The following is a 24,185-nucleotide window of genomic DNA, read 5'->3' on the forward strand; positions in this document are numbered from 1 at the left end:
AATTTTGGTTTGTATACAACGGAAGACATAAATAAATTAAAGGTTTGTAGTAAGCATCTCTAGCCCTATTTAGGGACTTCCAACTAAAAAATATCCCACCACGTTTAGGGCAGGGGAGCAGGGAGCAGGGAGCAGGGATTAGGGGAAGGAAAAAGTCGTATTGAGTCTAGAAATTGAGATAATTGCTATGAGACTATAAACTCATTACCTATTTGTCAAAATTTGCCTGACAAACTGCGCGATTTCAGGTTAAATGTTTTAAAATATGCACTCTGCAAGAGTTGTCGGGTAATATTCGTGACACAACAAGACCAAAAACCCTCTCGTTCTTTCGCTGGAATTGCTGGCATTGTTGCCGCAGCCACATTAATTAGTAAAGTCTTCGGCTTAGTGCGGCAGCAAGCGATCGCTGCGGCTTTTGGTGTTGGTGCTGCTGCTACCGCCTATAGCTACGCCTATATTATCCCTGGCTTTTTATTGATCTTACTCGGTGGTGTAAATGGGCCATTACACAGTGCAGTTGTCAGCGTTTTAGCCAAGCGGCGGCGAGAAGAAGCAGCCCCTTTAGTGGAAACCGTGACAACGCTGGTAGCTGGATTGCTTCTGGTGGTGACAGTTGCTCAAGTTTTATTTGCGGATGCGATCGTTGATTTAGTGGGTTATGGCTTGGAAGCGACAACCAGAGCGATCGCTATTCAACAACTCCGCATTATGGCACCAATGGCTTTATTTGCCGGTTTAATTGGCATTGGCTTTGGTACTCTAAATGCAGCCAATCAATATTGGCTACTCTCCATTAGTCCATTATTATCAAGCATTACCGTTGTTGCCGGTCTTGGTATCTTGGCTATGCAACTGGGCAAGGACATTATTAAGCCAGAGTACGCTTTAATTGGTGGAATGGTTTTAGCTTGGGGAACCTTAGCAGGAGCCATTCTCCAGTGGTTAGTGCAGCTAATTGTCCAATGGCGGTTAGGATTAGGTACGTTACGCCTCCGGTTTGATTTTAAATCCCCAGGTGTTCAAGAAGTTATTAAAATCATGACTCCGGCAACAATTTCCTCTGGAATGATGCCAATTAATGTTGCCACTGATTTATTTTTTGCCAGTCCTATCCCTGGTGCTGCGGCAGGATTTAACTATGCAAATCTATTAGTCCAAACTCCGTTAGGGATTATTTCTAATATCATTTTGCTGCCCCTATTACCAATATTTGCCAAACTTGCAGGCCCCGAAAATTGGCCAGATTTAAAATTACGCATTCGCCAAGGACTGCTACTCACTGCCTTCACCATGTTACCGCTAGGGGCGCTGATGGTGGCATTATCTGTACCTATTGTGCAGGTGGTGTATGAACGTGGTGCTTTCAAGCCAGAAGCCACACAGCTAGTTTCATCCTTGCTAGTCGCTTATGGAATTGGGATGTTTGTCTATTTAGGGCGTGATGTTTTGGTGCGGGTGTTTTATGCTTTAGGCGATGGACAGACACCTTTTCGCATCAGTATTTTTAATATCTTCCTCAACATCTTATTAGATTGGTTTTTTGTTAAACCTTTTGGCGCTCCCGGTTTGGTGTTAGCAACAGTGGGTGTAAATTGCAGCTCAATGTTAATGCTGTTATGGTTGCTCGATCGCAAACTCAATGGTTTACCTTGGCGCGAGTGGAGTTTGCCGATTTTGGGTTTGACTGCTGGTAGCTTGGTAGCTGGGGTAGCAAGCTATGGGACTTTGGTTACTTCTCAACAATTCTTCGGTAAAACGGGTTTACTGATTCTGGTGTTGCAGTTGTGTGTATCTGGCTTCGTGGGGATTGCGGTGTTTGCTGCGATCGCTTCATTAATGAAAATACCAGAGGTAAATATTTTTATATCTCGTCTACGTCAGCGCTTTTTAAAGAAATAACGGAAGTCGCTAGTACACCCAGGTGGGTGAGAAATAATTCAGCCACTTGGGTGAACCAGGTGTGCGAGGTTACATTTTGTAAAAAAAGAGATTCTAGTACTAGAGAATATTGATTTTACCTAACTCTAGTGAGAAGAATTCTATGAAACTTACAAAATTAGCTGCCTCTTTCCTCGCTGTTGCTTCCATTGTCCTCTCGGCAGGAATTGCTTCTGCTCAAACAGTCGGTACAAACGCTAACTACATCGGTGCTGGTGTTGCCGTTGGTGCAACCAGTGGCGGACAAGGAAACGATGAAGCACAACTTGGTGGTAATATTCAAGGACGTTACGCCCTTCCCAATGCGCCCGTTTCAGTCCGGGGTTCTTTGCTGTATGGTGGTGATGCTGCCGCAATTATGCCCATAGTGACTTACGATGCGCCCATCGCCAGAAACACTAATCTTTACTTCGGTGGTGGTTATTCTTTTGTAACTGATGAAGGTCAAAAAACCCCATTAGGCAATCAAAATGCGCCTGTAGTCACCCTTGGTATTGAATCAGAAGTTAGGAATAATGTCATTGCCTATGGCGATACTAAATGGGCTATTGACGCTTACAGAAATAGTGATGCTGATGCCGTCAGCTTCCAAGCCGGATTAGGCTATCGTTTCTAACATTACGAGCTAGAAAACAGCTTATTCGTAAGCTAAAGCAATGATATTTGCTAGCCGTAATAGTAACTCATTGTGTCATATCTGAGTATGGATACTCAGATATGACCTATTTTTTTAATTATTTGCATTTATGATTTTAAAAATAATTATATTGGCTATTTTTCAATAGTTTCTCTTAAAGTAAAATGACCAATTTGGAATATGTGTAAAAGATATTACTCACGGGAGCAACGCGAAAAAGTAAGATCCTCATGAAATAGGCAGGGGGAGCAGGGGAGCAGAGGGAGTAAAGAGACATTTTTAGTATTTTTTACTACCGAAAAGGATACAGAGCAACTAAATTTAGGGAACTCCAAAAAATAAATTATTCCGCTTGAGGTCGTTGACTGTTGACTGAAAACTCGTGAACCGTCAACGGTCAACGGTCAACAGTAGCAATGGAATATTTTTTTAGTTGGAAGTCCTTTATTTATGGGGATTGTAATTTTGAATTCCCCGTACCCCTCCGGGGAAGCAAGCTACGCACAGTATCTTTGCAGGAGAAGGGGTTGATGCGCCCTCTGCACCTCTGTGGTAGCCTGCGGCAAGCCCTTTGGGAGAAGACTGCGCTGCTTTGTCGCTGCGCGTCTGCGTTTACCCTTCAAACTTAAGTTGATAGACCACTAGGGAAGACGCTACGCCGATAGCGAACTTCTTCTCTACTCTCTTACGTTGCCCCTTGATAAATTTTAACTATTTCCCCGTTATGATTAAAGTTAGTACGCATTACGGGTGCAACCCGACATATTGAGTAACTAATTTAAGATAACAACAAACTAAAAGGCAAACTTGATTATTATCTATACAACTAAAATAGCATTTTGGTTATTTAAAGTTAAACAAATTAACCTCACTAAAAGTTTTACACAACTCGCAGTAAAGCTGATTGCCCTCAGTCAAGAGTTAGATTTCAACTCAGCTTCGCTAACCTTTGTGCTATGCATAGTCATTACTGCGAACATTTGACAATAAAATAACTAAGTACCCCAAGCTAATCAGATTATAAAAATTTTTTGCTATGGGGAGTATCAGAAAAGCTAAAAGCACTAATGAGAGTTACGATCAACTCTCTGCTTTGAAAAAGTCTTCTTTAAACACAAAAACCAAGTAAATTCTTTAGAGATAGGGCTATGGCGACCGAACAGTTAACTAGAGACAGCGACAATCTAGATTTAAATCAGCTACTAAGAACGCTGAATGCTGTTAAACAGGGTGACTTTTCTGCTCGGATGCCCATAGATCATACTGGTGTGGCAGGGAAAATAGCTGATACGCTCAATGATATTATTTACCAGAATGAGCGGATGGCGGCTGAACTACAACGGATTGGTAACGTTGTTGGCAAAGAAGGAAAAATTGTCGAACGCGCCTCTCTCGGAGATGTTCAAGGTTCTTGGTCAGATTGTGTTAATTCTGTCAATACTCTAATTACAGATTTAGTTCAACCAACAGCTGAAACTACTCGTGTAATTCGGTCAGTCGCTAATGGTGACTTATCGCAAACGATCGCTACAGAAATTGAAGGCAGACCCCTCCAAGGAGAGTTTCTCCAAACTGCTAATATTGTCAACACGATGGTAGATCGGCTCGGTTCTTTTGCATCGGAAGTAACGCGGGTTGCGCGTGAAGTAGGAACTGAAGGAAAGTTGGGCGTTCAAGCCGAAGTGCAAGGCGTTGCTGGCACTTGGAAAGATTTGACTGATAACGTTAACTTGATGGCGGGTAATCTTACCGGACAAGTTCGCAACATTGCCGAAGTTGCCACTGCGATCGCAAATGGTGACTTATCCAAGAAAATCACTGTCAATGTTAAAGGCGAAATTCTAGAACTAAAAAACACCGTTAACACGATGGTGGATCAGCTTAATTCCTTTGCATCCGAAGTGACGCGGGTTGCGCGTGAGGTGGGAACTGAAGGGAAGCTGGGCGTGCAAGCCGAAGTTAAAGGAGTGGCAGGGACTTGGAAAGATTTAACCGACAACGTTAACTTGATGGCAGGAAATTTAACAGCCCAAGTCCGTAACATTGCGGAAGTGACAACGGCGGTAGCAAATGGCGATTTATCCAAGAAAATTACTGTTGATGTCAAAGGTGAAATTTTAGAGTTGAAAAACACCGTCAACATCATGGTGGATCAACTTAATTCCTTTGCATCGGAAGTAACAAGGGTTGCCCGTGAGGTGGGTGCAGAAGGAAAATTAGGCGGTCAAGCAGAAGTCCGGGGGGTAGCAGGTACGTGGAAAGACCTGACCGATAGTGTGAATTTCATGGCGGGAAGCTTGACGGCACAAGTGCGGAATATTGCAGAAGTGACGACGGCGGTTGCAAATGGCGACTTATCTAAGAAAATCACTGTTGATGTGAAAGGTGAAATTCTAGAGTTGAAAAACACCATTAATACAATGGTGGATCAGCTTAATTCCTTTGCATCGGAAGTGACAAGAGTTGCGCGTGAGGTGGGAACTGAAGGGAAGTTAGGCGTGCAAGCAGAAGTCCGGGGAGTAGCGGGTACTTGGAAAGATTTAACCGACAACGTTAACTTAATGGCGGGAAATCTTACCGGACAAGTGCGAAATATTGCCGAAGTTGCCACTGCGATCGCAAATGGTGATCTATCTAAAAAGATCACTGTCGATGTTAAAGGTGAAATTTTTGAACTCAAGAATACCATCAATATCATGGTGGATCAACTTAGCTCCTTTGCATCAGAAGTAACAAGAGTTGCCCGTGAAGTTGGTAGTGAAGGCAAGTTGGGCGTGCAAGCCGATGTGCGCGGCGTGGCTGGCACTTGGAAAGATTTAACCGACAGCGTAAACTTCATGGCGGGAAGTTTAACGGCACAGGTGCGGAATATTGCCGAAGTAACTACGGCGGTTGCAACAGGCGACTTATCCAAGAAAATCACCGTTGATGTCAAAGGTGAAATTCTGGAACTCAAAAACACCATCAACACAATGGTGGATCAACTGAATTCCTTTGCATCAGAAGTGACAAGGGTTGCCCGTGAGGTAGGAAGTGAAGGGAAACTGGGCGTGCAAGCAGAAGTACGCGGCGTAGCGGGTACGTGGAAAGATTTAACCGACAGCGTGAATTTCATGGCGGGAAGCTTGACGGCGCAGGTGCGGAATATTGCCGAAGTAACTACGGCGGTTGCAACAGGCGACTTATCCAAGAAAATTACTGTCGATGTTAAAGGTGAAATTCTGGAGTTGAAAAATACCATTAACACAATGGTGGATCAACTCAGTTCCTTTGCTAGTGAAGTAACGCGAGTTGCGCGTGAAGTGGGAACTGAAGGTAAATTGGGTGTACAAGCGGAAGTCAAAGACGTTGCTGGTACTTGGAAAGATTTAACTGACAGCGTGAACTTCATGGCGGGAAGCTTGACAGCACAGGTGCGGAACATTGCCGAAGTTACAACTGCGATCGCAAATGGCGACTTATCTAAGAAAATTACTGTTGCTGTCAAAGGCGAAATTCTGGAACTCAAAAATACCATCAATATAATGGTGGATCAACTCAACTCCTTTGCAAGTGAAGTGACGCGGGTGGCGCGTGAAGTGGGAAGTGAGGGTAAGTTAGGCGTTCAAGCAGATGTGCGCGGCGTGGCTGGCACTTGGAAAGACTTGACCGACAGCGTGAACTTCATGGCGGGAAGTTTAACGGCACAGGTGCGAAATATTGCTACAGTCACCACGGCGGTAGCAAATGGCGACCTCTCCAAGAAAATCTCCGTTGATGTCAAAGGTGAAATTTTGGAACTCAAAAACACCATTAACACAATGGTGGATCAACTCAATTCCTTTGCAAGTGAAGTGACGCGGGTGGCGCGGGAGGTGGGAACTGAGGGTAAGCTGGGCGTACAAGCAGAAGTTAAGGGAGTGGCAGGTACTTGGAAAGACTTGACCGAAAGTGTAAACTTCATGGCGGGAAGCTTGACAGCACAGGTGCGGAACATTGCCGAAGTTACTACAGCGGTAGCTAACGGCGACTTATCCAAGAAAATCACCGTTGATGTGAAAGGTGAAATTCAGGAACTCAAGAACACCATTAATACAATGGTGGATCAACTAAATTCCTTTGCATCAGAAGTTACCAGGGTTGCCCGGGAGGTGGGAACGGAAGGTAAATTAGGCGTGCAAGCTTACGTCAGAGGAGTTGCAGGCACTTGGAAAGATTTAACAGACAACGTTAACTCGATGGCGGGGAATCTCACCGGACAAGTTCGCAACATCGCGGAAGTTACTAAGGCGGTAGCTAATGGCGACTTATCTAAGAAAATTACCGTCGATGCCAAAGGTGAAATTTTAGACTTGAAGAACACCACCAATACAATGGTGGATCAACTTAGTTCCTTTGCCAGTGAAGTAACGCGGGTGGCGCGAGAAGTGGGAACTGAAGGGAAGTTAGGCGGACAAGCGCAAGTCCAAGGTGTTGCAGGAACTTGGAAAGATTTAACAGATAACGTTAACTCGATGGCGGGGAACTTAACGGCACAAGTGCGCGGTATTGCCAGAGTTGTAACAGCAGTTGCTAACGGTGACTTGAAACGGAAACTGATGCTAGATGCCAAGGGAGAAATTGAAACCTTAGCAGAGACAATCAACGAGATGATTGATACTCTAGCGACATTTGCCAATCAGGTAACTACAGTAGCGCGGGAAGTGGGAATTGAAGGGAAGTTAGGCGGACAAGCGAGAGTCCCTGGCGCGGCTGGGACTTGGAAAGATTTGACGGATAATGTGAATGAACTTGCTGCTACACTGACAACTCAGTTAAGAGCGATCGCAGAAGTTGCTACAGCTGTAACTAAGGGCGATTTAACTCGTTCAATTGCCGTCGAAGCACTAGGCGAAGTAGCGATACTCAAAGACAACATCAACCAGATGATTGCCAATCTGCGGGAGACAACGCAGAAAAATACTGAGCAAGATTGGTTAAAAACTAACCTAGCCAAGTTTACCCGAATGCTGCAAGGGCAGCGAGACTTGGAAACCGTATCGAAACTAATTCTCTCAGAACTAGCACCCTTGGTAGGAGCGCAACATGGCGTATTCTTCCTGATGGAGTCTGGGGAAAATACACCGTTTTTAAAACTAATTAGTAGCTACGCTTACCGCGAACGCAGACATTTAGCTAACCGCTTCCACTTGGGTGAAGGTTTGGTGGGACAATGCGCTTTAGAAAAAGAACGAATACTGCTAACGGATGTACCAAGTGATTATGTCAGAATTGCCTCTGGTTTAGGAGAAGCGTCTCCACTTAATGCCGTGGTGTTACCTGTACTTTTTGAAGGACAGGTGACAGCAGTCATAGAATTAGCATCCTTCCGCCGCTTTAGCGAAATTCATCTGACATTCTTCGACCAACTTACCGAAAGTATAGCGATCGTCCTCAACACGATCGCAGCATCCATGCGAACTGAAGAATTACTCAAGCAGTCGCAATCTTTAGCTGAAGAATTACAAGTCCAGCAAAATGAACTCCGGGAAACTAATAAGCGTTTAGAACAACAAGCCCAATCACTCAAAACTTCAGAAGACTTACTTAAAGGACAACAAGAAGAACTGCAACAAACCAATACCGAATTAGAAGAAAAGGCAGAGTTGTTAGCCATACAAAAGCAAGAAGTCGAACGCAAAAATCGGGAAATTGAACAAGCAAGGCTCTCTTTAGAAGAGAAGGCAGAACAACTAGCCCTTTCTTCAAAATACAAGTCTGAGTTTCTCGCCAATATGTCCCATGAACTGCGGACACCATTGAACAGCTTGTTGATTTTGGCGAAGTTGTTATCAGATAACATTGATCACAACCTCACTGCGAAGCAAGTCGAATACAGCCAAACAATTTACTCAGCAGGTAATGATTTGTTGGCGTTAATCAATGACATTCTGGATCTCGCTAAAATTGAATCTGGAACTATGTCGATTGACATGACCCAAATGCCCTTGACAGAGTTAGGTGATCAGATTGAGCGCACCTTCCGGCAAATAGCTCAGAGTAAAGGACTTGCCTTCGCAATTGAATTTATTCCCGAATTGCCGCCAACCATCTATACAGATGTCAAACGCTTACAACAGGTGTTGAAAAATCTGCTCTCCAACGCCTTTAAATTTACAGAGCGAGGAGAAGTACGCTTGCAGATTGCGGTGGCGAAGCAAGGGTGGAGCAAGGATCAGGTAACTTTGAATCGCGCCCAAAATGTCATCGCCTTCTCAGTTAGTGATACAGGTATTGGCATTGCCCCTGACAAGCAAAAAGTTATTTTCGAGGCATTTCAGCAAGCTGATGGCTCTACCAGTCGCAGATACGGCGGTACTGGATTGGGCTTATCAATTAGCCGCGAAATCGCCCGTCTGTTTGGCGGCGAAATTAAACTGGTTAGTCAACCAGGTCAAGGTAGCACCTTTACATTCTTTTTCCCACAATTGATTCCTGAGCCTTCTATATCCAAACTATTCCCTACCCCTGGCTCCCCACTCCTGGCTCCTCACCCAGCACTCGCTACTCAGGACGGGCAAAACGCTTCGCTAGCAACACCATTTCTCAGTGACGATCGCGCTGTTATTGAAAGAGGCGATCGCGTGTTATTAATTGTCGAGGATGACGTTAATTTTGCGCGTATCCTTCTAGATATGGCGCAACAGCAGGGATTCAAGGTGATCACTGCCCAAACAGGCAGTACAGGTTTGATGCTAGCGCAGCAATTCCAGCCTTCAGCCATTTTGCTAGATATCAGGTTGCCAGAAATGGATGGTTGGACGGTACTAGATCGGCTGAAGCATGACCCAAATACCCGTCACATTCCAGTACATATCATGACAGTTGAGGAAGGGAGACAACGCGGTTTGCAACTAGGAGCGATCGCATATCTGCAAAAGCCCTTAACCAGCGAGACAATATCCGAGGCGTTGGCCAAAATTAAAGGTTTTGTTGAGCGCCAGGTGAAAAACTTGTTAGTAGTCGAAGACGACGACACTCAACGGCTTAGTATTGTTGAGTTAATTGGCAATAGCGATGTTGCTACCACTGCTGTAGCCACTGGTGCAGCAGCTTTAGAAGCTATTCGCTCACAGCATTTTGATTGCCTCGTTCTCGATTTAGGATTACCCGACATGACCGGGTTTGAACTGATTGAGCAGATAAAGCTTTTACCTCACGGCAGAAATTTACCAATCATTGTCTACACAGGTAGAGAAATTAGCAAAGCCCAAGAAACGGAACTCAGACGAATTGCCGAAACAATCATCATTAAAGATGTGCGATCGCCCGAACGTCTTCTAGATGAAACAGCATTATTTTTACACCGAGTCCAAGCAAATTTACCAGCACCCAAGCGAGAAATACTTGAACAACTGCATTCTATAGACCACTTACTCGCTGGCAAAAAAGCACTAATTGTAGACGACGATGTGCGTAACATCTTTGCGCTAACAAGTATGCTGGAGCGTTATCAAATACAGGTTTTATATGCTGAAAATGGCAGGGAAGGGATAACGCTGTTGGAAACTACACAAGATATTGATGTCGTTTTGATGGACGTAATGATGCCAGAAATGGATGGTTACGAAACAACACGCTTAATCCGCGAAAACGAGCAATTTAAATCTTTGCCGATTATTGCACTGACCGCTAAAGCCATGCAAGGCGATCGCGAGAAGTGTATTGAAGCCGGTGCATCAGACTACATTACCAAACCCGTAGATACTGAACAACTGCTTTCACTATTACGGGTTTGGCTATACCGATGAAGAAGGCAGGAGGCAGGAGGCAGGAGGCAGGGGAAGAGGGCAGAGAAAAGGATTATTATGAAACATCTTGAGGGTAGAGTGGCATTGGTAACAGGTGCTACGCGGGGGATTGGTAGGGGAATTGCTATTGGCTTGGGTGAGGCTGGGGCAACTGTGTATGTTACCGGGCGCAGTCTCAACAACTCTTCCAGCAATGCGGTTTTTGGGAGTCTTAATGAAACCCAATCAGCCATAGAGGAAGTTGGTGGCGTGTGCATTCCCGTCCGAGTAGACCACAGCGACGATGAGCAGGTGCGTTTACTGTTTGAGCGCATCCAAGATGAGCAGGATGGACAACTCGACCTACTGGTGAATAATGCTTACTCAGGAGTTCAGGCATTAAAGGACGCTTATGGGCAACCCTTTTGGGATTGTGAACCAAGTATTTGGGATGCTAGTAACAACGTTGGTCTTCGTAGCCACTATGTTGCGAGTGTTTTTGCTGCCCGAATGATGACCAAACGTAACTCTGGACTAATTTGCACCATTTCATCGTGGGGTAGTATGTCTTATATATTTAATACAGCTTATGGTGCTGGTAAAGCCGCTTGCGATCGCCTAGCAGCTGATATGGCTGTTGAGTTAAAACCCCATAATGTTGCTTCTGTTTCAATTTGGCCAGGTATTGTTGGTACTGAGCTTTTTTCCCGTTTTGCTTCTGAAATGAATCAAACCAATGCTACCGAAAAGAATAGCTCATTTCTTAGCGATCGCTACAATTGGGAAACTCCCTTATTAACCGGACGGGTGATTGCTGCACTTGCTTGTGAGCCAAATGTCATGCGCCGTACAGGGCGTGTGCAGATTGTTGCCGAACTAGCTCATAAATATGGAATTTTAGATGAAAATGGCGATCGCCCTGCATCTCTACGCTCTTTGCGTTTTGTGCTACCGGCTGCATTACCTGTACTAAGAAATTACTCATGGCTCATACCTGATATTAAAGTGCCGTGGTCACTACTATTATTGAATGCCCTTAGCTCGCCTAAAATTTAATTAGCATGGGGCAGGAACACTCATTATTGACACTCTCAGGTGTAAAGACTCTATCGTATGTATTTCTAAGCTGTTATAGCGTTTCTCGTTTACGTGAGGTACACCCGTAGGGGCACGGCACTGCCGTGACCTTAGACTTCGGAGTATAAGGTTGTACCACATATGAATGGGAACTGCTATAAGCATTTAACTTGAACATTTACATGAAGCCTGATGACTGATGACTGATAACCTTTAACCGTCAACAGTTAACAGTTAACGACCGTAAAAAGTGTTTATACTTTTTTAGCGCGCATCAGCTTATGAGCGCAGTCGAGATGGGACTTCCCGCCAAAAGAGTGGAATTGCTACCAAACCAGAAATTAACTGAATGCCAGCAAAAATAGCCAGAGCTATGCCAAACCCAAAGTGCATTAACTCTCCAAAAATAAGGCTACCAACACCAAATCCAGTAAATAGGGTAAACACTTTGAGTCCCATCGTTTGACCTAAATTATTGCCATCCCCCAAGTCAGTTACAATACCCACAAACAAAGGTTGCGTCAGGTCATATCCCAAAGATAAGAACAGAACCGCTATCGTCGTGACATATGCGGGAATATCGAAAATCATCACAAGACCAGCTAAGGCCGCCATCACTAGTCCTAACGGAACTAGCCAACGTCTTCCCCAACGATCAACAGATCGACCAATTAGGGAACTCAACAGTAATCCAGGTATGCCGTAGCCCAGAATAGTCAAACCAATGCTCAAGGCATCCATGTTGTAACGTTGTGACAAATACAACCCTAACCAAGTATATACGCCAGAGTGGTAAATCCCATTCCACAAAACATAAGCATAGGTTCTTTGTCCGCGAAAAGTAATTAATATCTGGCTGTATCCTCTAAATATCTCCCGAATACTAGGTAATTTTTCAATACTGGGTGTATCGAATAGAGCGCCGTAAAGATGAAGCCGCCAAAGTACAAAAGCAGCAAGAACAGCCGTACCGATAAATAGCCATCTCCAACCCAAAAACGGTTCAAGAATTGCGCCACCCGCAGAACCTGCTGCCATTCCTCCTTCCATCGCTGCAAACACCAGCCCTAGCTTGCTACCTCGTTGCTCAAAAGGAAATAAATCACCAATCAATGCAAATGTGAGTGGAATAACGCCACTAGCTCCAAGTCCAGTCAGCAGTCGCCAAGCCGCCATTTGCGAAGCTGTCTGAGCCGTTGCGGTTAAAGCTGTACAAATGACAAAAATTGCCAGCGAGATGCGAATTACAGGCCATCGTCCGAATCGATCTGATAGCACACCGTAGAACAATGCCATCAGTGCGTAAGATAACATGTAGGCTGGAACGATAAATCCAATTTCCTGAACTGGAACGTTAAACACTTCAGCCAAACGTGGAATCAGGGGAGCGATCATATATCCCTGAAGAAAAATTAAACCGGCTGCGATCGCAAGTAAAGCAAACAGGCGTTGATGTTGCTTGAAACGAATTGTGCGATCAGCTGCTTCAGCATGAGGTAGATGCTCAATATGCTTTTTGCGGTTGGGCATGGATATCTAAATCTCCTAATTCACTTTCCGCCCTAAAGGTCTGGACACTAAAAATTTAGAAAAGTCAAAGTTTCATGACAATTATGTTAACATTAATTACTTTCGCCTCAAAACTGTTCTGACTCACGACTTACGCACTGTACAAATGCATCGTGATATGCATTACCTAAAATAGGAAGTTTTCAGGCTTTTCTTAATTATCCAGCGATGCCTACGGCGGTAAACTACGTAAATAGACGATGCTGTAGAGGCATATATGTATCAGGATTTTCGTGAATTGGTATTAAGTGTTGGGGTTGTAGATGTAGGTGAACCAACCAACAATAATGTCAGGGCTGCTTGTTGATCAGATGCAAGCTGTTCCCGAAACAAGTTCAACAGTCAGTTTGTTAATTTTAGGAGTTATAGGAGCATTTTCTGCGCTCAAACATAGCCAAAAATCGCGCTATTAATTCAGATTAAATAACTAGGGTTGTGTTGGAATAATCAATGCTTAACCTGATTGCAAAGAGGCATTAAAGTTGCGCTGTTACACTTTGCTGTGATTCAAACGCGATAATCAGGGGAAATATGCAAAACTTCAACTTCGAGCGCTTGCTATCAAGTCGCTTGAGACGGCGACAAGTGTTGATTGGGACTGGAGCCTTAACTGGTTTTGCGATCGCCAATCAATGGCCTAACAAAGTTCTCGCCCAGCCCCGATTTTCTAATTATCCCTTTAGTCTGGGTGTCGCTTCCGGTGAACCACTCCCAGATAATGTAGTACTGTGGACGCGTTTAGCCCCCGATCCCCTCAATGGTGGTGGGATGCCACAATATAATGTTCCAGTGCAATGGCAGGTTGCTACCGACGAAAAGATGCAGCAAGTTGTCCGCAGTGGCACACAGATAGCTACTCCAGAATTTGGACACTCTGTTCATGTAGAAGTGCAAGGATTAAAACCTGCACGTTGGTACTGGTATCAGTTTAGGGTGGGCAATGAAGTTAGTCCAATCGGACGGACTCGCACTGCTCCTAACCCGCGCGATCGCGTTGAGCGCTTCCGCTTCGCCTTCGCTTCCTGTCAAAACTGGGAGCAAGGATACTTCGCCGCCTACAAAAACATGGCTCAAGAAGATTTAGATTTGGTGGTTCACCTCGGTGATTACATTTATGAGGGAGCGCCAAGAGCCAATGCACTCCGACCTCATGAAGGTAATGGAGAGCCAGTGACACTGGAGGAGTATCGCAACCGCCATGCCCAATACAAAAGTGATCCCAACCTGCAACAGACTCATGCTGCATTTCCTTGGCTAGTCACTTGGGATGACCACGAAGTTGACAACAATTGGGCAGACGAAATCCCTCAAGATCCAGAAAAACAAACACGCCAAGCTTTTCTAGCTCGTCGTGCTGCTGCTTTCCAAGCATACTACGAACATATGCCACTGCGGGATTTTTCAAAACCTAGAGGCATTGATATGCAGCTGTATCGACGCTTAAACTTCGGTAACTTAGTTGAATTTAATGTTCTTGATACTCGCCAATATCGTAGCGACCAACCTTGTAATGATACTATTGAACCACGCTGTCCAGAAGCTTTTGATCCAAGTGCCACTATGACTGGTACTGAACAAGAGCAGTGGTTGTTCCGCAATCTAGAGCGCTCTGGGGCACGCTGGAATGTTCTTGCTCAACAGGTTGTCTTTACCCAACACGACTGGACAGCAGGCCCTGAGACTGCCTTTAATATTGATGCTTGGGACGGCTATGTAGCTGCCCGCAGCCGTATTCTCAACTTTCTTGCTCAACGTCAGCCAGCCAACCCAGTTGTCATTACTGGTGACACACACTCCAGTTGGGTAAGCGACCTGAAAGCTGATTACAATAACCCTAACTCTGCTACAGTCGGTACTGAGTTTGTTGGCACATCGATTACCTCAGGCTTTGGCGCTAGTGACCGAATTGAGAAGGCTTTACCAGAAAGTCCGTGGATAAAGTATTTTAATGGTAGACAACGCGGTTATGTTGTTTGTGACCTCAATCATCAGCGTTGGCGTAGTGACTATCGACTACTGGCTCCATCTTCAGAGACTGGGCCTACTGTGCCTAACCCAAATGCCCCAATCATATCAACAGTCTCGTTTGAGTTGCCGAATCAAGGTAGAGTGAAGCGGGTTCAATAGACTTCTTATAAAAGTCAAAAAATTAGGAATGTCATTCTGAGCGGAACCCAGTGGATAGAACGATCTCACTCCATGTTTCGCTCCCCTCAACAATTTGTCAGCGATCGCTACGTTTTCTGCGTTTTGTGCTGCCAGCTGTGTTACCTGTATTGAGAAAGAAAGTAAGCTATTACGCCTTTAAATTACATAATAACTCATGAGATTTGTTGACTTCTGACAGTTAGCAGTCAGCAGTCAACAGAAAAAAATGTGCAAGTTAGATGAGCAAGAGCTGATAGCGGTTCCAATACAGTTCGGTTAAGATCCCCCTGCCTGCGGCGAACCCCTTAAAAAGGGTGTAAAAGAGGGTTAAGAGCAAGCCTTTTTAAAGGGGGTTTGGGGGATCTTCAAAATATTAAAATGTTAACCGAACCGTGTTGCCATAAACCCAATGTCCAATATGAAAATTTTGTCGCACCTTCATTAAACAAGCTGTTTGAGATCATAAAACTTTGTATCCTAAATTAATAGGTCTTAATAGTTCTTTTAAAACTGGTGCAAGAAGATTTTAGGCTAATTGTTGATTTAGTTTTAGTTCTAGGTGTTGCAGCCTGCGGTGGACTGTTGGCGGCACTTTTACGACAACCCGTGCTGCTAGGCTATCTGATTGGCGGGATAATCATAGGGCCAACCGGACTGGGATTGATTAAAGAACTTATTCAAGTAGAGACTCTGGCACAGTTCGGGGTTGCCTTTTTATTATTCGCCTTGGGTGTGGAGTTTTCTTTGGCGGAGCTTAAAAAGGTAAAAGCGATCGCTCTTGGCGGGGGTGGACTTCAAATTGCTCTGACAATTTTGGTCACAGTTGTGGTATGCGGATTAACTGGAGCCTGGGGAGCCTTACCTGCTAAGGGGATGTTTTTGGGCTGTATTCTGTCCCTGTCTTCTACAGCAGTTGTCCTCAAGTGCTTAATGGAACGCAACGAAACAGAAACACCTCACGGGCAAGTGATGCTAGGGATCTTGGTAGTACAAGATTTAGCGCTGGGGCTAATGTTAGCAGTCTTACCAGCCCTCAACCAACCTCCAGAAACCATTGGCATTGCCGTGCTGACAGCGCTGCTGTGGATTGGTCTATTTGCTGCTGGTGCAATAACTGCGGGGATTTGGCTGATACCGCCTTTGTTGCGACTGTTAGCCCGTACCGAAAGCCGAGAACTATTTTTATTGGGAGTTGTAGCTCTATGCTTGGGTATTGCCCTGTTAACAGAGCATTTGGGGCTGTCGATTGAAATGGGAGCATTTGTCGCGGGTTTGATGATTTCTGAGGTGGAGTACGCCGATCAAACCCTAACTTATGTCGAACCCCTGCGAGATATCTTTGCCAGTTTATTTTTTGCCGCCATTGGGATGTTAATCGATCCAGTGTTTTTGTGGAACAACCTGGAATTGATTTTAGGACTGGTAGCACTAGTTTTCGTAGGTAAATTTTTGATTATCACGCCCCTAGTAAAGTTGTTTGGCTACCCTTTAAAAACAGCCATAATCGCTGGTTTGGGACTAGCGCAAATTGGGGAATTTTCCTTTGTTCTAGCCAGCGAAGGGCAATCATTGGGGCTGGTGTCCCGACAGATATACTTATTAATTTTGGGAACCACCGCAGTCACCCTCATGCTTACTCCCTTTGTCCTGCGGTTAGTGCCATTTTTATTTAATTTTGCCGAATCAATGCCCTGGTTGAAACCGTATTTACAAGAAGATCAGGTACGGGATGTGTCGGAAGATTTGCCCTTTAAAGACCATCTGGTAGTCTGTGGTTATGGGCGAGTCGGCAAAAATTTAGTCAAGTTGTTGCTGCAACACGACATACCTGTAGTAGTAATCGACCAATCAGAAAGTAGAATTCAGCAGTTGCGTGAGGCTGGGGTGTCTTATGTTTATGGCAATTGCGTCAGTTTACACGTTCTGGAAACCGCCGGAGTGAGTCATGCTAAAGGAATGGCGATCGCACTCCCAGACCCCATGAGTACCCGTCTTTGCTTGAAACGCGCTCTGGAATTGTGCCCAGAATTAGATTTAGTTGTCCGTGCTACCCAGGATAAAAATATTGAGGTGCTGTATCAATTGGGAGCGAAAGAAGTTGTGCAACCAGAGTTTGAAGCCAGCTTAGAAATGGCAACTCATTTATTAACTAGCTTAGGCTTGTTGTCGCCAACTGTGGTTCAACGAGAAATGCAGCAAATCCGTAACGATCATTATTTGGATTTTCGTCCAGAGCGTTCTGCTAGTGAATTGGCTCGTGATTTGCGCCAAGCAACTCGCGATCTAAATCAGCGCTGGTATTCTCTACCATCTAATTCGCCCTTAATTGGCATGAGCATAGAAGAAGCAGATATGCGCTATTTAACAGGAGCGAGTTTGATGGCAATTCGCCGCGCTAACGGCGATGAAATCGATTATCCCAACAATCAAACCAAATTGGAAGAAGGCGATCGCCTGCTAGTAGTGGGAGCAGACGAAGAACTGGCGGCTTTGGCAGAATTCGCTAAGGGACAAGCTGCTGTTCCCGGAGAAAATAGTGCTTGCCAGTGGGCTACAGTGAATGCAGATACGCCAACGCTTGGTAAAACCCTTGCAGATTTAGATATCGCCAAGCAATATGGAGTACAGGTACAAGCAATCCGGCGAGATGGCAAGTTTATTCGCTATCCTGATGGCGGTATGGACTTGCGAGTTGGCGATCAAGTATTGTTATGTGGTGGCTTGACAGGTTTGAGTCAACTAACACAGTTATTTGCGATCGCAACTTCAGTAACCGTTTCTATCCCAGTAATTAAAGCTGCTGAGGCAGAAGCGCTCAATGAGTTTCTGCCTATGGATAATTGGCGAGAATAGTCATTAGTCTTTGGTCACTTATACTAAGTGACTCGTGCCAAGCTTGTCCTGAGCGTAGCCGTAAAGCCTGCGGCATAGCTACACTTAGGGCGCAGCCTCTCCAAGAGTTGTATTGGTCATTGGTCATTCACAAATGACAAAGGACTAACTCTTGGGTTTAATATAAGCGATCGCTTGTTTCCAAACAGTGGTTTGCTGGCTGTTTTCATCCGCAATAGAGATACACTGTGGGTCTTGCCATAAAACCTTTCCTGTTAGCACATCACCAGTCAGCAGCTTTAACTCTACTGGCGTTGTTTGTTTAATCAGGTTTTGGACTTGGATAATACTAGGCAAAGTGGTGTCAAATTCGGTAAGCATTTTTAGTAAAGATGAACCTACAAGGCAAAATAAAGAGTAACTAATCCTTGATAATTCATCCTTGAGGAAATGGCAATCGAATTTACTAAGTATCATGGTCTAGGCAACGACTTTATTCTGATTGACAATCGCTTGTCATCTGAGCCTGTAGTGACCCCAGAGCAAGCCATTAAGTTGTGCGATCGCCATTTTGGTATCGGTGCTGATGGTGTAATTTTTGCCCTACCCGGAGAAAACGGCACTGACTACACCATGCGGATTTTTAATTCCGATGGTTCAGAACCGGAAATGTGTGGTAACGGCATTCGCTGTTTAGCTGGCTTTTTAGCAGACTTAGAAGGTGAATTCCGAAATAAAGACTCATATCGCATTCATACTTTGGGTGGTGTAATGACTCCCCAACTCTTATCTAATGGTCAAGTTAAAGTAGACATGGGTTTACCCAGGTTACTCGCTGGCGAAATTCCCACCACTCTTACACCCAATGAAGAAAAAGTCATTTCTCAGCCGTTAGAGGTGGCGGGGCAAACTTGGGATGTTACTTGTGTAAATATGGGAAATCCCCACTGCATTACCTTTGTGGAAGATGTCGCAGCAATTGAGCTAGAAACCATCGGCCCAAAATTTGAGCATCATCCAGTTTTTCCGCAACGCATAAATACCGAATTTATTCAAGTGGTACGCAGTGACTATTTGAAAATGCGGGTATGGGAACGGGGTGCTGGGATTACATTAGCTTGTGGGACTGGTGCTTGTGCTTCCTTGGTAGCTGGAGTGTTAACAGAGAAATGCGATCGCACTGCCACAATAGAATTACCTGGTGGTTCCTTGCAAATTGAATGGTCAGAAATCGACCAACGAGTTTACATGACAGGCCCGGCTGAACGAGTATTCACTGGAAAATTGTAACCGACTTATATTATGTCCCGGCAATTAAGGCATAATACTCGAAACCCGACCCCGCCAAAGCTGCGCTTGAGCTAACCTCCCCGCAGGCGGGGAGGGGTTCTTTTATTATGGGTAATTAGGTGGGCATGATATTACTATTGGCATTACTCAAATAGTAGTGCCATAGAAGTCTTGCACCAACTGCACGCCACGGTCGCCAGTGCTGTGTCATTGCTTCTAGTTGAACTGGTGTTGGACGCGTCGCTAATCCTTTGAGTTTTTGTAAAGCGATCGCGATCGCTAAATCGCCTTTAGGAAAGACATCAGGACGTTGCAGCGCCATTAGTAAGTAAATATCAACTGTCCAGTCTCCAATCCCTTTAAGACGCTTTAACTCAGTTCTGATAGTAGTTTCGTCCATTGTTTCCAGCTTGGTTAGGTCAAGCTGCTCGGTTGCAATCGCATTCGCCAACCCACGGCAATATATAATCTTTTGCCGACTGAATCCAATTCCTCTCAATTGAACATCATCCAATATCAGAAAATTTTCTGGCGTTAAAGTTACAACAATCCCACATAGACGTTTAAATATAGCCCTTGCAGCCGCTACGGAAACTTGCTGTTCTAGAATTATGCACAACAGCGTTGCAAAACCCGGTTCTCTTTTCCATATAGGTGGAGGCCCCAGTGTATCTAAAATCCGAGCCAAATCGCTATCAAGATTGGCCAGCACCATTAAACCACGGGTAAGACTTTCTTCAGTCAGCGATTCTAGTTCAGGTGTTTGAGTCATCTTTGGAAAAGGGATTAGGGAGTGGGGACTGGGGACTGGGGACTGGGAAAGAATTATTTTGATCCGTAATCTTTAAATCCCGCGCGGTGCGTTTTAATTCTTGTATAAGCAGTTTTTGTTTGCGTTCAATTCCCCAGCGATAGCCACCAAGACTGCCATCATTCCGCAACACGCGGTGACACGGTACAATCAGCGCTGTTGGATTAGCTCCACAAGCATTACCCACCGCGCGGACTGCTAGAGGTTTGGCAATATCACGAGCAATATCAGTGTATGTGCGGGTTTCGCTATATGGAATTTTTTGTAATGCTTGCCACACCTGTTTCTGAAATGCTGTCCCACGGACATCAAGTGGTAAATCGAGATGTGTTTCATCTCCCGCAATCAAGTTGAGAATTGCTTGTATCCATTCCTTGTGTGTGTGGTCATCACGCATGATCTGCGCTTGGTGAAATTCTTGGTTCAAAATATGTTCAAGCTTGTTTGCTTTATCACCTAGTTTAACGGCGCAGATACCCTTCTCTGTTGTTGCTACAAGCAAATATCCTAGTGGACATGGAGCGATCGCATAGACAATATTTATTGCCTTTCCAGCTTGTTGGTAAGTCTTTGGTGTCATTCCCAGTTGTTTAGGTGCTTTCTCATAGAGTTGGCTACTTGAACCATACCCTGTGTCGTAAAGGGCATGGGCAATTTCCTCTCCTTCTTGGAGGCGCTGTTTCAATCGTTGGCTACGCAGCGCATCTGCATATTGAAAGGGAGATACGCCAATTATTTGCTTAAATATTCTTTGCAGATAGCTGGGACTCATTCTAACGTGAGAACATAGTTCTAAGAGAGTTGGGATGTGATCAATTTGTGCTTCAATATATCGACATGCAGCTAAGACTTTCGCTTTAGCTGCATTTGAAACTATTTCAGATTGTGGCTGACAGCGCTTACAAGGTCGAAAACCTGCAATTTCAGCCTCTTGTGCCGACTGGAAAAAACGAACTTGATTGCGATTCGGTCTGCGACTAGGGCAAATCGGTCGACAATAAATGCCTGTAGAGCGAACACCGTAAAAAAGCTTGCCTTCAAAAGCAGAGTTTCGATTTAAAACTGCTTCCCAAAGAGTGTCTTCCAAAACTGGTGTCTGTTGTAGTTGCATTTATGTCTCCTTGGATGTTTTACAAAATATCCACTTGAAAATGCCTATCATTAGTTCCTATATGTTGGTAGCTCTATTTATTTTTTAGGTAAAACTAGATTAAATGTATTGTTCAACTACTTTCTATCTGATTATTGCGATCAAATCTGAGAAAGTGCCGTTGATCACTATTTACAACTAACTTTTTTGTCACCAGATTCTCCTCCTGACAAATCGTTCACCCGATTGGGTGAATGCGATCGCCTCATCAGGAACTACTCTGAAAGAAGGTGCAGTTTCGATTCTGTTAGCAATTATGCTCACAGAATGAAAACTGTTAAATTGGTTATTCTGGCTTTTAATTGTACATCAATAGCTTGTCTATCTAAGGGTCAAAGAGTGGATGAAACCGTTGTAAAATCGTTGTATACACCAAATTGCCAGCAAAAGACTATTAACTTGCTCTCAAAGCTTACTGTCAATTTACCAGGAATAATTTTCCAAGTTCTGCAACAGCAGGATGGTTCTGTGTTTGTCCTTTATGTTAGTTCTGGTTGTGAATATTTATATGAATTAGAACCAGAAGTTGTACAGGCAGACTTTAAGGTGCTATACAAACTGATTCATCCACAGGATATAAAAGCCTTTACAGAATCTATAGCTGTTTGTAGCACAAATATTACACCTTGGCATTGGGAAGGTCGGATCATCACGCCTAGCGGCAAAATTAAGTGGATTCAAGGTAATTCGCAACCGGAATTACAACCTAACGGCGATTTTCTTTGGAATGGCTTGATCATGGATATTACAGACCGAAAACAAGCCGAAGAAAAATTGCAAGAGAGTGAGGCGCGATATAAAGCAATTTTGGATGCTATCCCCGATTTAATGTTTCGCATCAGCCGTGATGGCGAGTATCTAGATTTGAAAAGTGAAGGAGCAAATGTCACTCTTACCAGAGAAGAAATAGTTGGCAAACATGTGGATGAGTTGTTGCCTAGTGATGTTGCAGCGATTAGCCTGGAAGCGATCGCAAAAACTTTAGATTCGGGAACTTTGCAAAGTTGCGAATATCAATTACCAACGCCTTGGGGAGTTAAAGATTATGAGGCGCGGTTGGTAGTAAGTGGCCAAGATGAGGTACTAGCAATTGTCCGAGATATCACAGAACGTAAACAAGCAGAAGTTACCTTACAAAATCTTGCTCAAAAATTTGCTAAAGCTTTTAGTTGTAGCCCCGATTCAATTACCATCAGTACGCTGCAAGAAGGACGCTTCATCGAAGTTAACGACAGTTTTGTGAAACTCTCAGGTTATGAACGAGATGAGGCAATTGGTAAAACTTCTTTTGAGCTAAATCTTTGGGTACACGATCGCGATCGCCTGAGTTTATTACAGGAGTTGCAAGCTACAGGAGTTGTTCGCAACTTGGAATTTGAATTTCGGCAAAAGTCTGGCAAGATAATTACAACGCAGCTTTCAGCCGAAATCATTGATTTGGATGGTCTCCCTTCGCTTTTAGCAGTCCATCACGACATTACAGAAAGTAAGCAGGTGGAAGCACAATTACGCCTTTGTGCCCAACGCGATCGCTTGTTGGCAGAAACACTAGTGCGAATTCGATCTTCCCTTAACTTAGACGAAATTCTCCAAACCACGGTGACGGAAGTCAGGCAATTTCTGCAAGCAGATCGAGTTTTTATTGGTCTAAATAATGCCAATTTAGGAATCAGAACTCTTGCCGAATCAGTAGATCCAAAGTATCCATCACTCTCAGGATGGTCTACTAAGGATGAAGCTTATTTACAAGAATTAAGAAATTTGCTCAAAGATAATGTTGTGCGTGTTGTTGAAGATATAACGCAAATGTCATTATCCCCCAAAGTAAAAGCGCACTGTGAAAAATTCCAAACGAAGGCTACTTTGGCTGTACCAATTATGCTAGGTGACGAACTATTTGGGGCGTTAATTGCCAATCAATGCTCAGGTTCGCGTCATTGGCAGCCAGTAGAAATTGATTTGTTACAGCAGATGTCAGAACAACTAGCGATCGCTATTCAGCAAAGCCAGATATACCAAAAACTAGCAGAGCTTAACACTACTTTAGAACGCCAAGTAGAAGAACGGACAGCACAATTGCAGCAGAAAATGCAAGAAATTGAAAAACTACATCGCGTCAAAGATGTTGTTTTGCACACAGTTGCCCACGATTTACGAACTTCGGCGATGGGTAACTTGATGGTGTTAAAGAATTTGTTAAATCAGGGAGTGGGGAGCGGAGGAGAAGCAAGGGAGCAGGGAGCAGGGAGCAGAGGGGAAAGAAGTAATTTTCTATCCTCCCCCTTGCCCCCTGCCCCCTGCCCCTCTGCCTCTTCTCAATCCCCAATTCCAGTATCTCGCTCGATTATTGAACGGATGATTCAAGGCAATGATCGTCAACTGACGATGATTAACTCATTGCTAGAAATTAATTCCTGTGAACAACAGGGTATTGACATCAAACGTGAACCTGTGAAACTTAGCACCTTACTGGAAGGAACATCCGCCCAGTTGGAACCTATGCTGACACAAAATCAAGCGACTCTAAAGAACTTGGTTTCTGCGGATTTACCGTTACTAATGGCAGATGCGACTCTGTTGCAAAAAGTTTTGGTAAATTTAGTAACACATAGCTTACAAAATAATCCACCAGGATTACATTTTATTCTGAGTGCCACCGTTGAAGACGGAATGATTCGCGCTCAGATTCGAGATGACGGTGTGGTAATGAGTAAACTAGAGTGCGATCGCCTTTTCGATCTCCATGTCCGTGATCCGCAAGACTGTTGTTCCACAAGCATTGGCTTAAAAATGTATCTTTGTCGGAAAGTTATTAAGGCACATGGCGGCGAAATCGGTGTTATTAGTAACCGTAAGCGCGGGTTAACTTTCTGGTTTACATTACCCCTAGCTAAAGAGGCAGGGGAGCAGGGAGCAGGGGGCAGAGGAGAAAGATTTTGAAATTTCCCAGCAATCAATCACTTGTACTGAGCGTAGTCGTAA

At 44.3% G+C, this 24,185-nt stretch carries 12 protein-coding genes; 8 read left to right on the forward strand and 4 right to left on the reverse strand.

The genetic code is table 11. The features are described 5' to 3' along the window. The first annotated feature begins 297 nt into the window (after window positions 1-297). The 4 genes from murJ (at window position 298) to H6G26_RS18605 (ending at window position 11,382) form a co-directional block, all read left to right on the forward strand. Window positions 298-1,902, forward strand: coding sequence for a murein biosynthesis integral membrane protein MurJ (gene murJ, locus H6G26_RS18590; RefSeq protein ID WP_190730660.1), 1,605 nt, complete (start codon window positions 298-300; stop codon window positions 1,900-1,902). A gap of 142 nt (window positions 1,903-2,044) precedes the next feature. Next, a complete protein-coding gene (locus tag H6G26_RS18595) occupies window positions 2,045-2,557 on the forward strand; it encodes a hypothetical protein (RefSeq protein ID WP_190730661.1) in 513 nt (170 codons plus the stop codon). A gap of 1,169 nt (window positions 2,558-3,726) precedes the next feature. After that, window positions 3,727-10,347, forward strand: coding sequence for a HAMP domain-containing protein (locus H6G26_RS18600; RefSeq protein ID WP_190730662.1), 6,621 nt, complete (start codon window positions 3,727-3,729; stop codon window positions 10,345-10,347). A gap of 57 nt (window positions 10,348-10,404) precedes the next feature. Beyond that, complete coding sequence (locus H6G26_RS18605) at window positions 10,405-11,382, forward strand: SDR family NAD(P)-dependent oxidoreductase (RefSeq protein ID WP_190730663.1); 978 nt, start codon at window positions 10,405-10,407, stop codon at window positions 11,380-11,382. Between the two features lie 300 nt (window positions 11,383-11,682). Here the strand turns inward: H6G26_RS18605 and H6G26_RS18610 are convergent, their stop codons facing one another. After that, window positions 11,683-12,933 carry an MFS transporter gene (locus H6G26_RS18610; RefSeq protein WP_190730664.1) on the reverse strand — a complete coding sequence of 417 codons (1,251 nt, stop codon included), beginning with the start codon at window positions 12,931-12,933 and terminating at the stop codon, window positions 11,683-11,685. Window positions 12,934-13,503: 570 nt separating this feature from the next. On the opposite strand from H6G26_RS18610, the gene H6G26_RS18615 reads away from it, so the two are divergent. Then, complete coding sequence (locus H6G26_RS18615; RefSeq protein ID WP_190730665.1) at window positions 13,504-15,099, forward strand: alkaline phosphatase D family protein; 1,596 nt, start codon at window positions 13,504-13,506, stop codon at window positions 15,097-15,099. Between the two features lie 534 nt (window positions 15,100-15,633). After that, the gene (locus H6G26_RS18620) at window positions 15,634-17,973 is read left to right on the forward strand and encodes a cation:proton antiporter (protein WP_190730666.1); all 2,340 of its coding nucleotides are present in this window, start codon (window positions 15,634-15,636) and stop codon (window positions 17,971-17,973) included. A 144-nt stretch (window positions 17,974-18,117) separates the two neighbouring features. Here H6G26_RS18620 and H6G26_RS18625 read toward each other — a convergent pair whose 3' ends face one another. Then, window positions 18,118-18,333 carry an RNA chaperone Hfq gene (locus tag H6G26_RS18625; protein WP_190730667.1) on the reverse strand — a complete coding sequence of 72 codons (216 nt, stop codon included), beginning with the start codon at window positions 18,331-18,333 and terminating at the stop codon, window positions 18,118-18,120. Window positions 18,334-18,402: 69 nt separating this feature from the next. Here H6G26_RS18625 and dapF point away from each other — a divergent pair, with 69 nt between their 5' ends. Next, window positions 18,403-19,242, forward strand: coding sequence for a diaminopimelate epimerase (gene dapF, locus H6G26_RS18630; protein WP_190730668.1), 840 nt, complete (start codon window positions 18,403-18,405; stop codon window positions 19,240-19,242). A gap of 115 nt (window positions 19,243-19,357) precedes the next feature. On the opposite strand, the gene H6G26_RS18635 is transcribed toward dapF, so the two are convergent. Both H6G26_RS18635 and ada read right to left on the reverse strand, forming a co-directional pair. Next, window positions 19,358-20,014 carry a DNA-3-methyladenine glycosylase 2 family protein gene (locus H6G26_RS18635; RefSeq protein ID WP_190730669.1) on the reverse strand — a complete coding sequence of 219 codons (657 nt, stop codon included), beginning with the start codon at window positions 20,012-20,014 and terminating at the stop codon, window positions 19,358-19,360. Next, complete coding sequence (gene ada, locus H6G26_RS18640) at window positions 19,998-21,164, reverse strand: bifunctional DNA-binding transcriptional regulator/O6-methylguanine-DNA methyltransferase Ada (protein WP_190730670.1); 1,167 nt, start codon at window positions 21,162-21,164, stop codon at window positions 19,998-20,000. Before ada ends, H6G26_RS18635 begins: the two co-directional genes overlap by 17 nt. 378 nt (window positions 21,165-21,542) lie before the next feature. Here ada and H6G26_RS18645 point away from each other — a divergent pair, with 378 nt between their 5' ends. After that, window positions 21,543-24,143: a PAS domain S-box protein gene (locus H6G26_RS18645; protein WP_190730671.1), complete on the forward strand. Its 2,601-nt coding sequence runs from the start codon at window positions 21,543-21,545 to the stop codon at window positions 24,141-24,143. The last annotated feature ends 42 nt before the right edge of the window (window positions 24,144-24,185 follow it).

It is taken from the genome of Nostoc sp. FACHB-888 (genome assembly GCF_014696655.1).
Taxonomy (GTDB): Bacteria; Cyanobacteriota; Cyanobacteriia; order Cyanobacteriales; family Nostocaceae; genus Nostoc.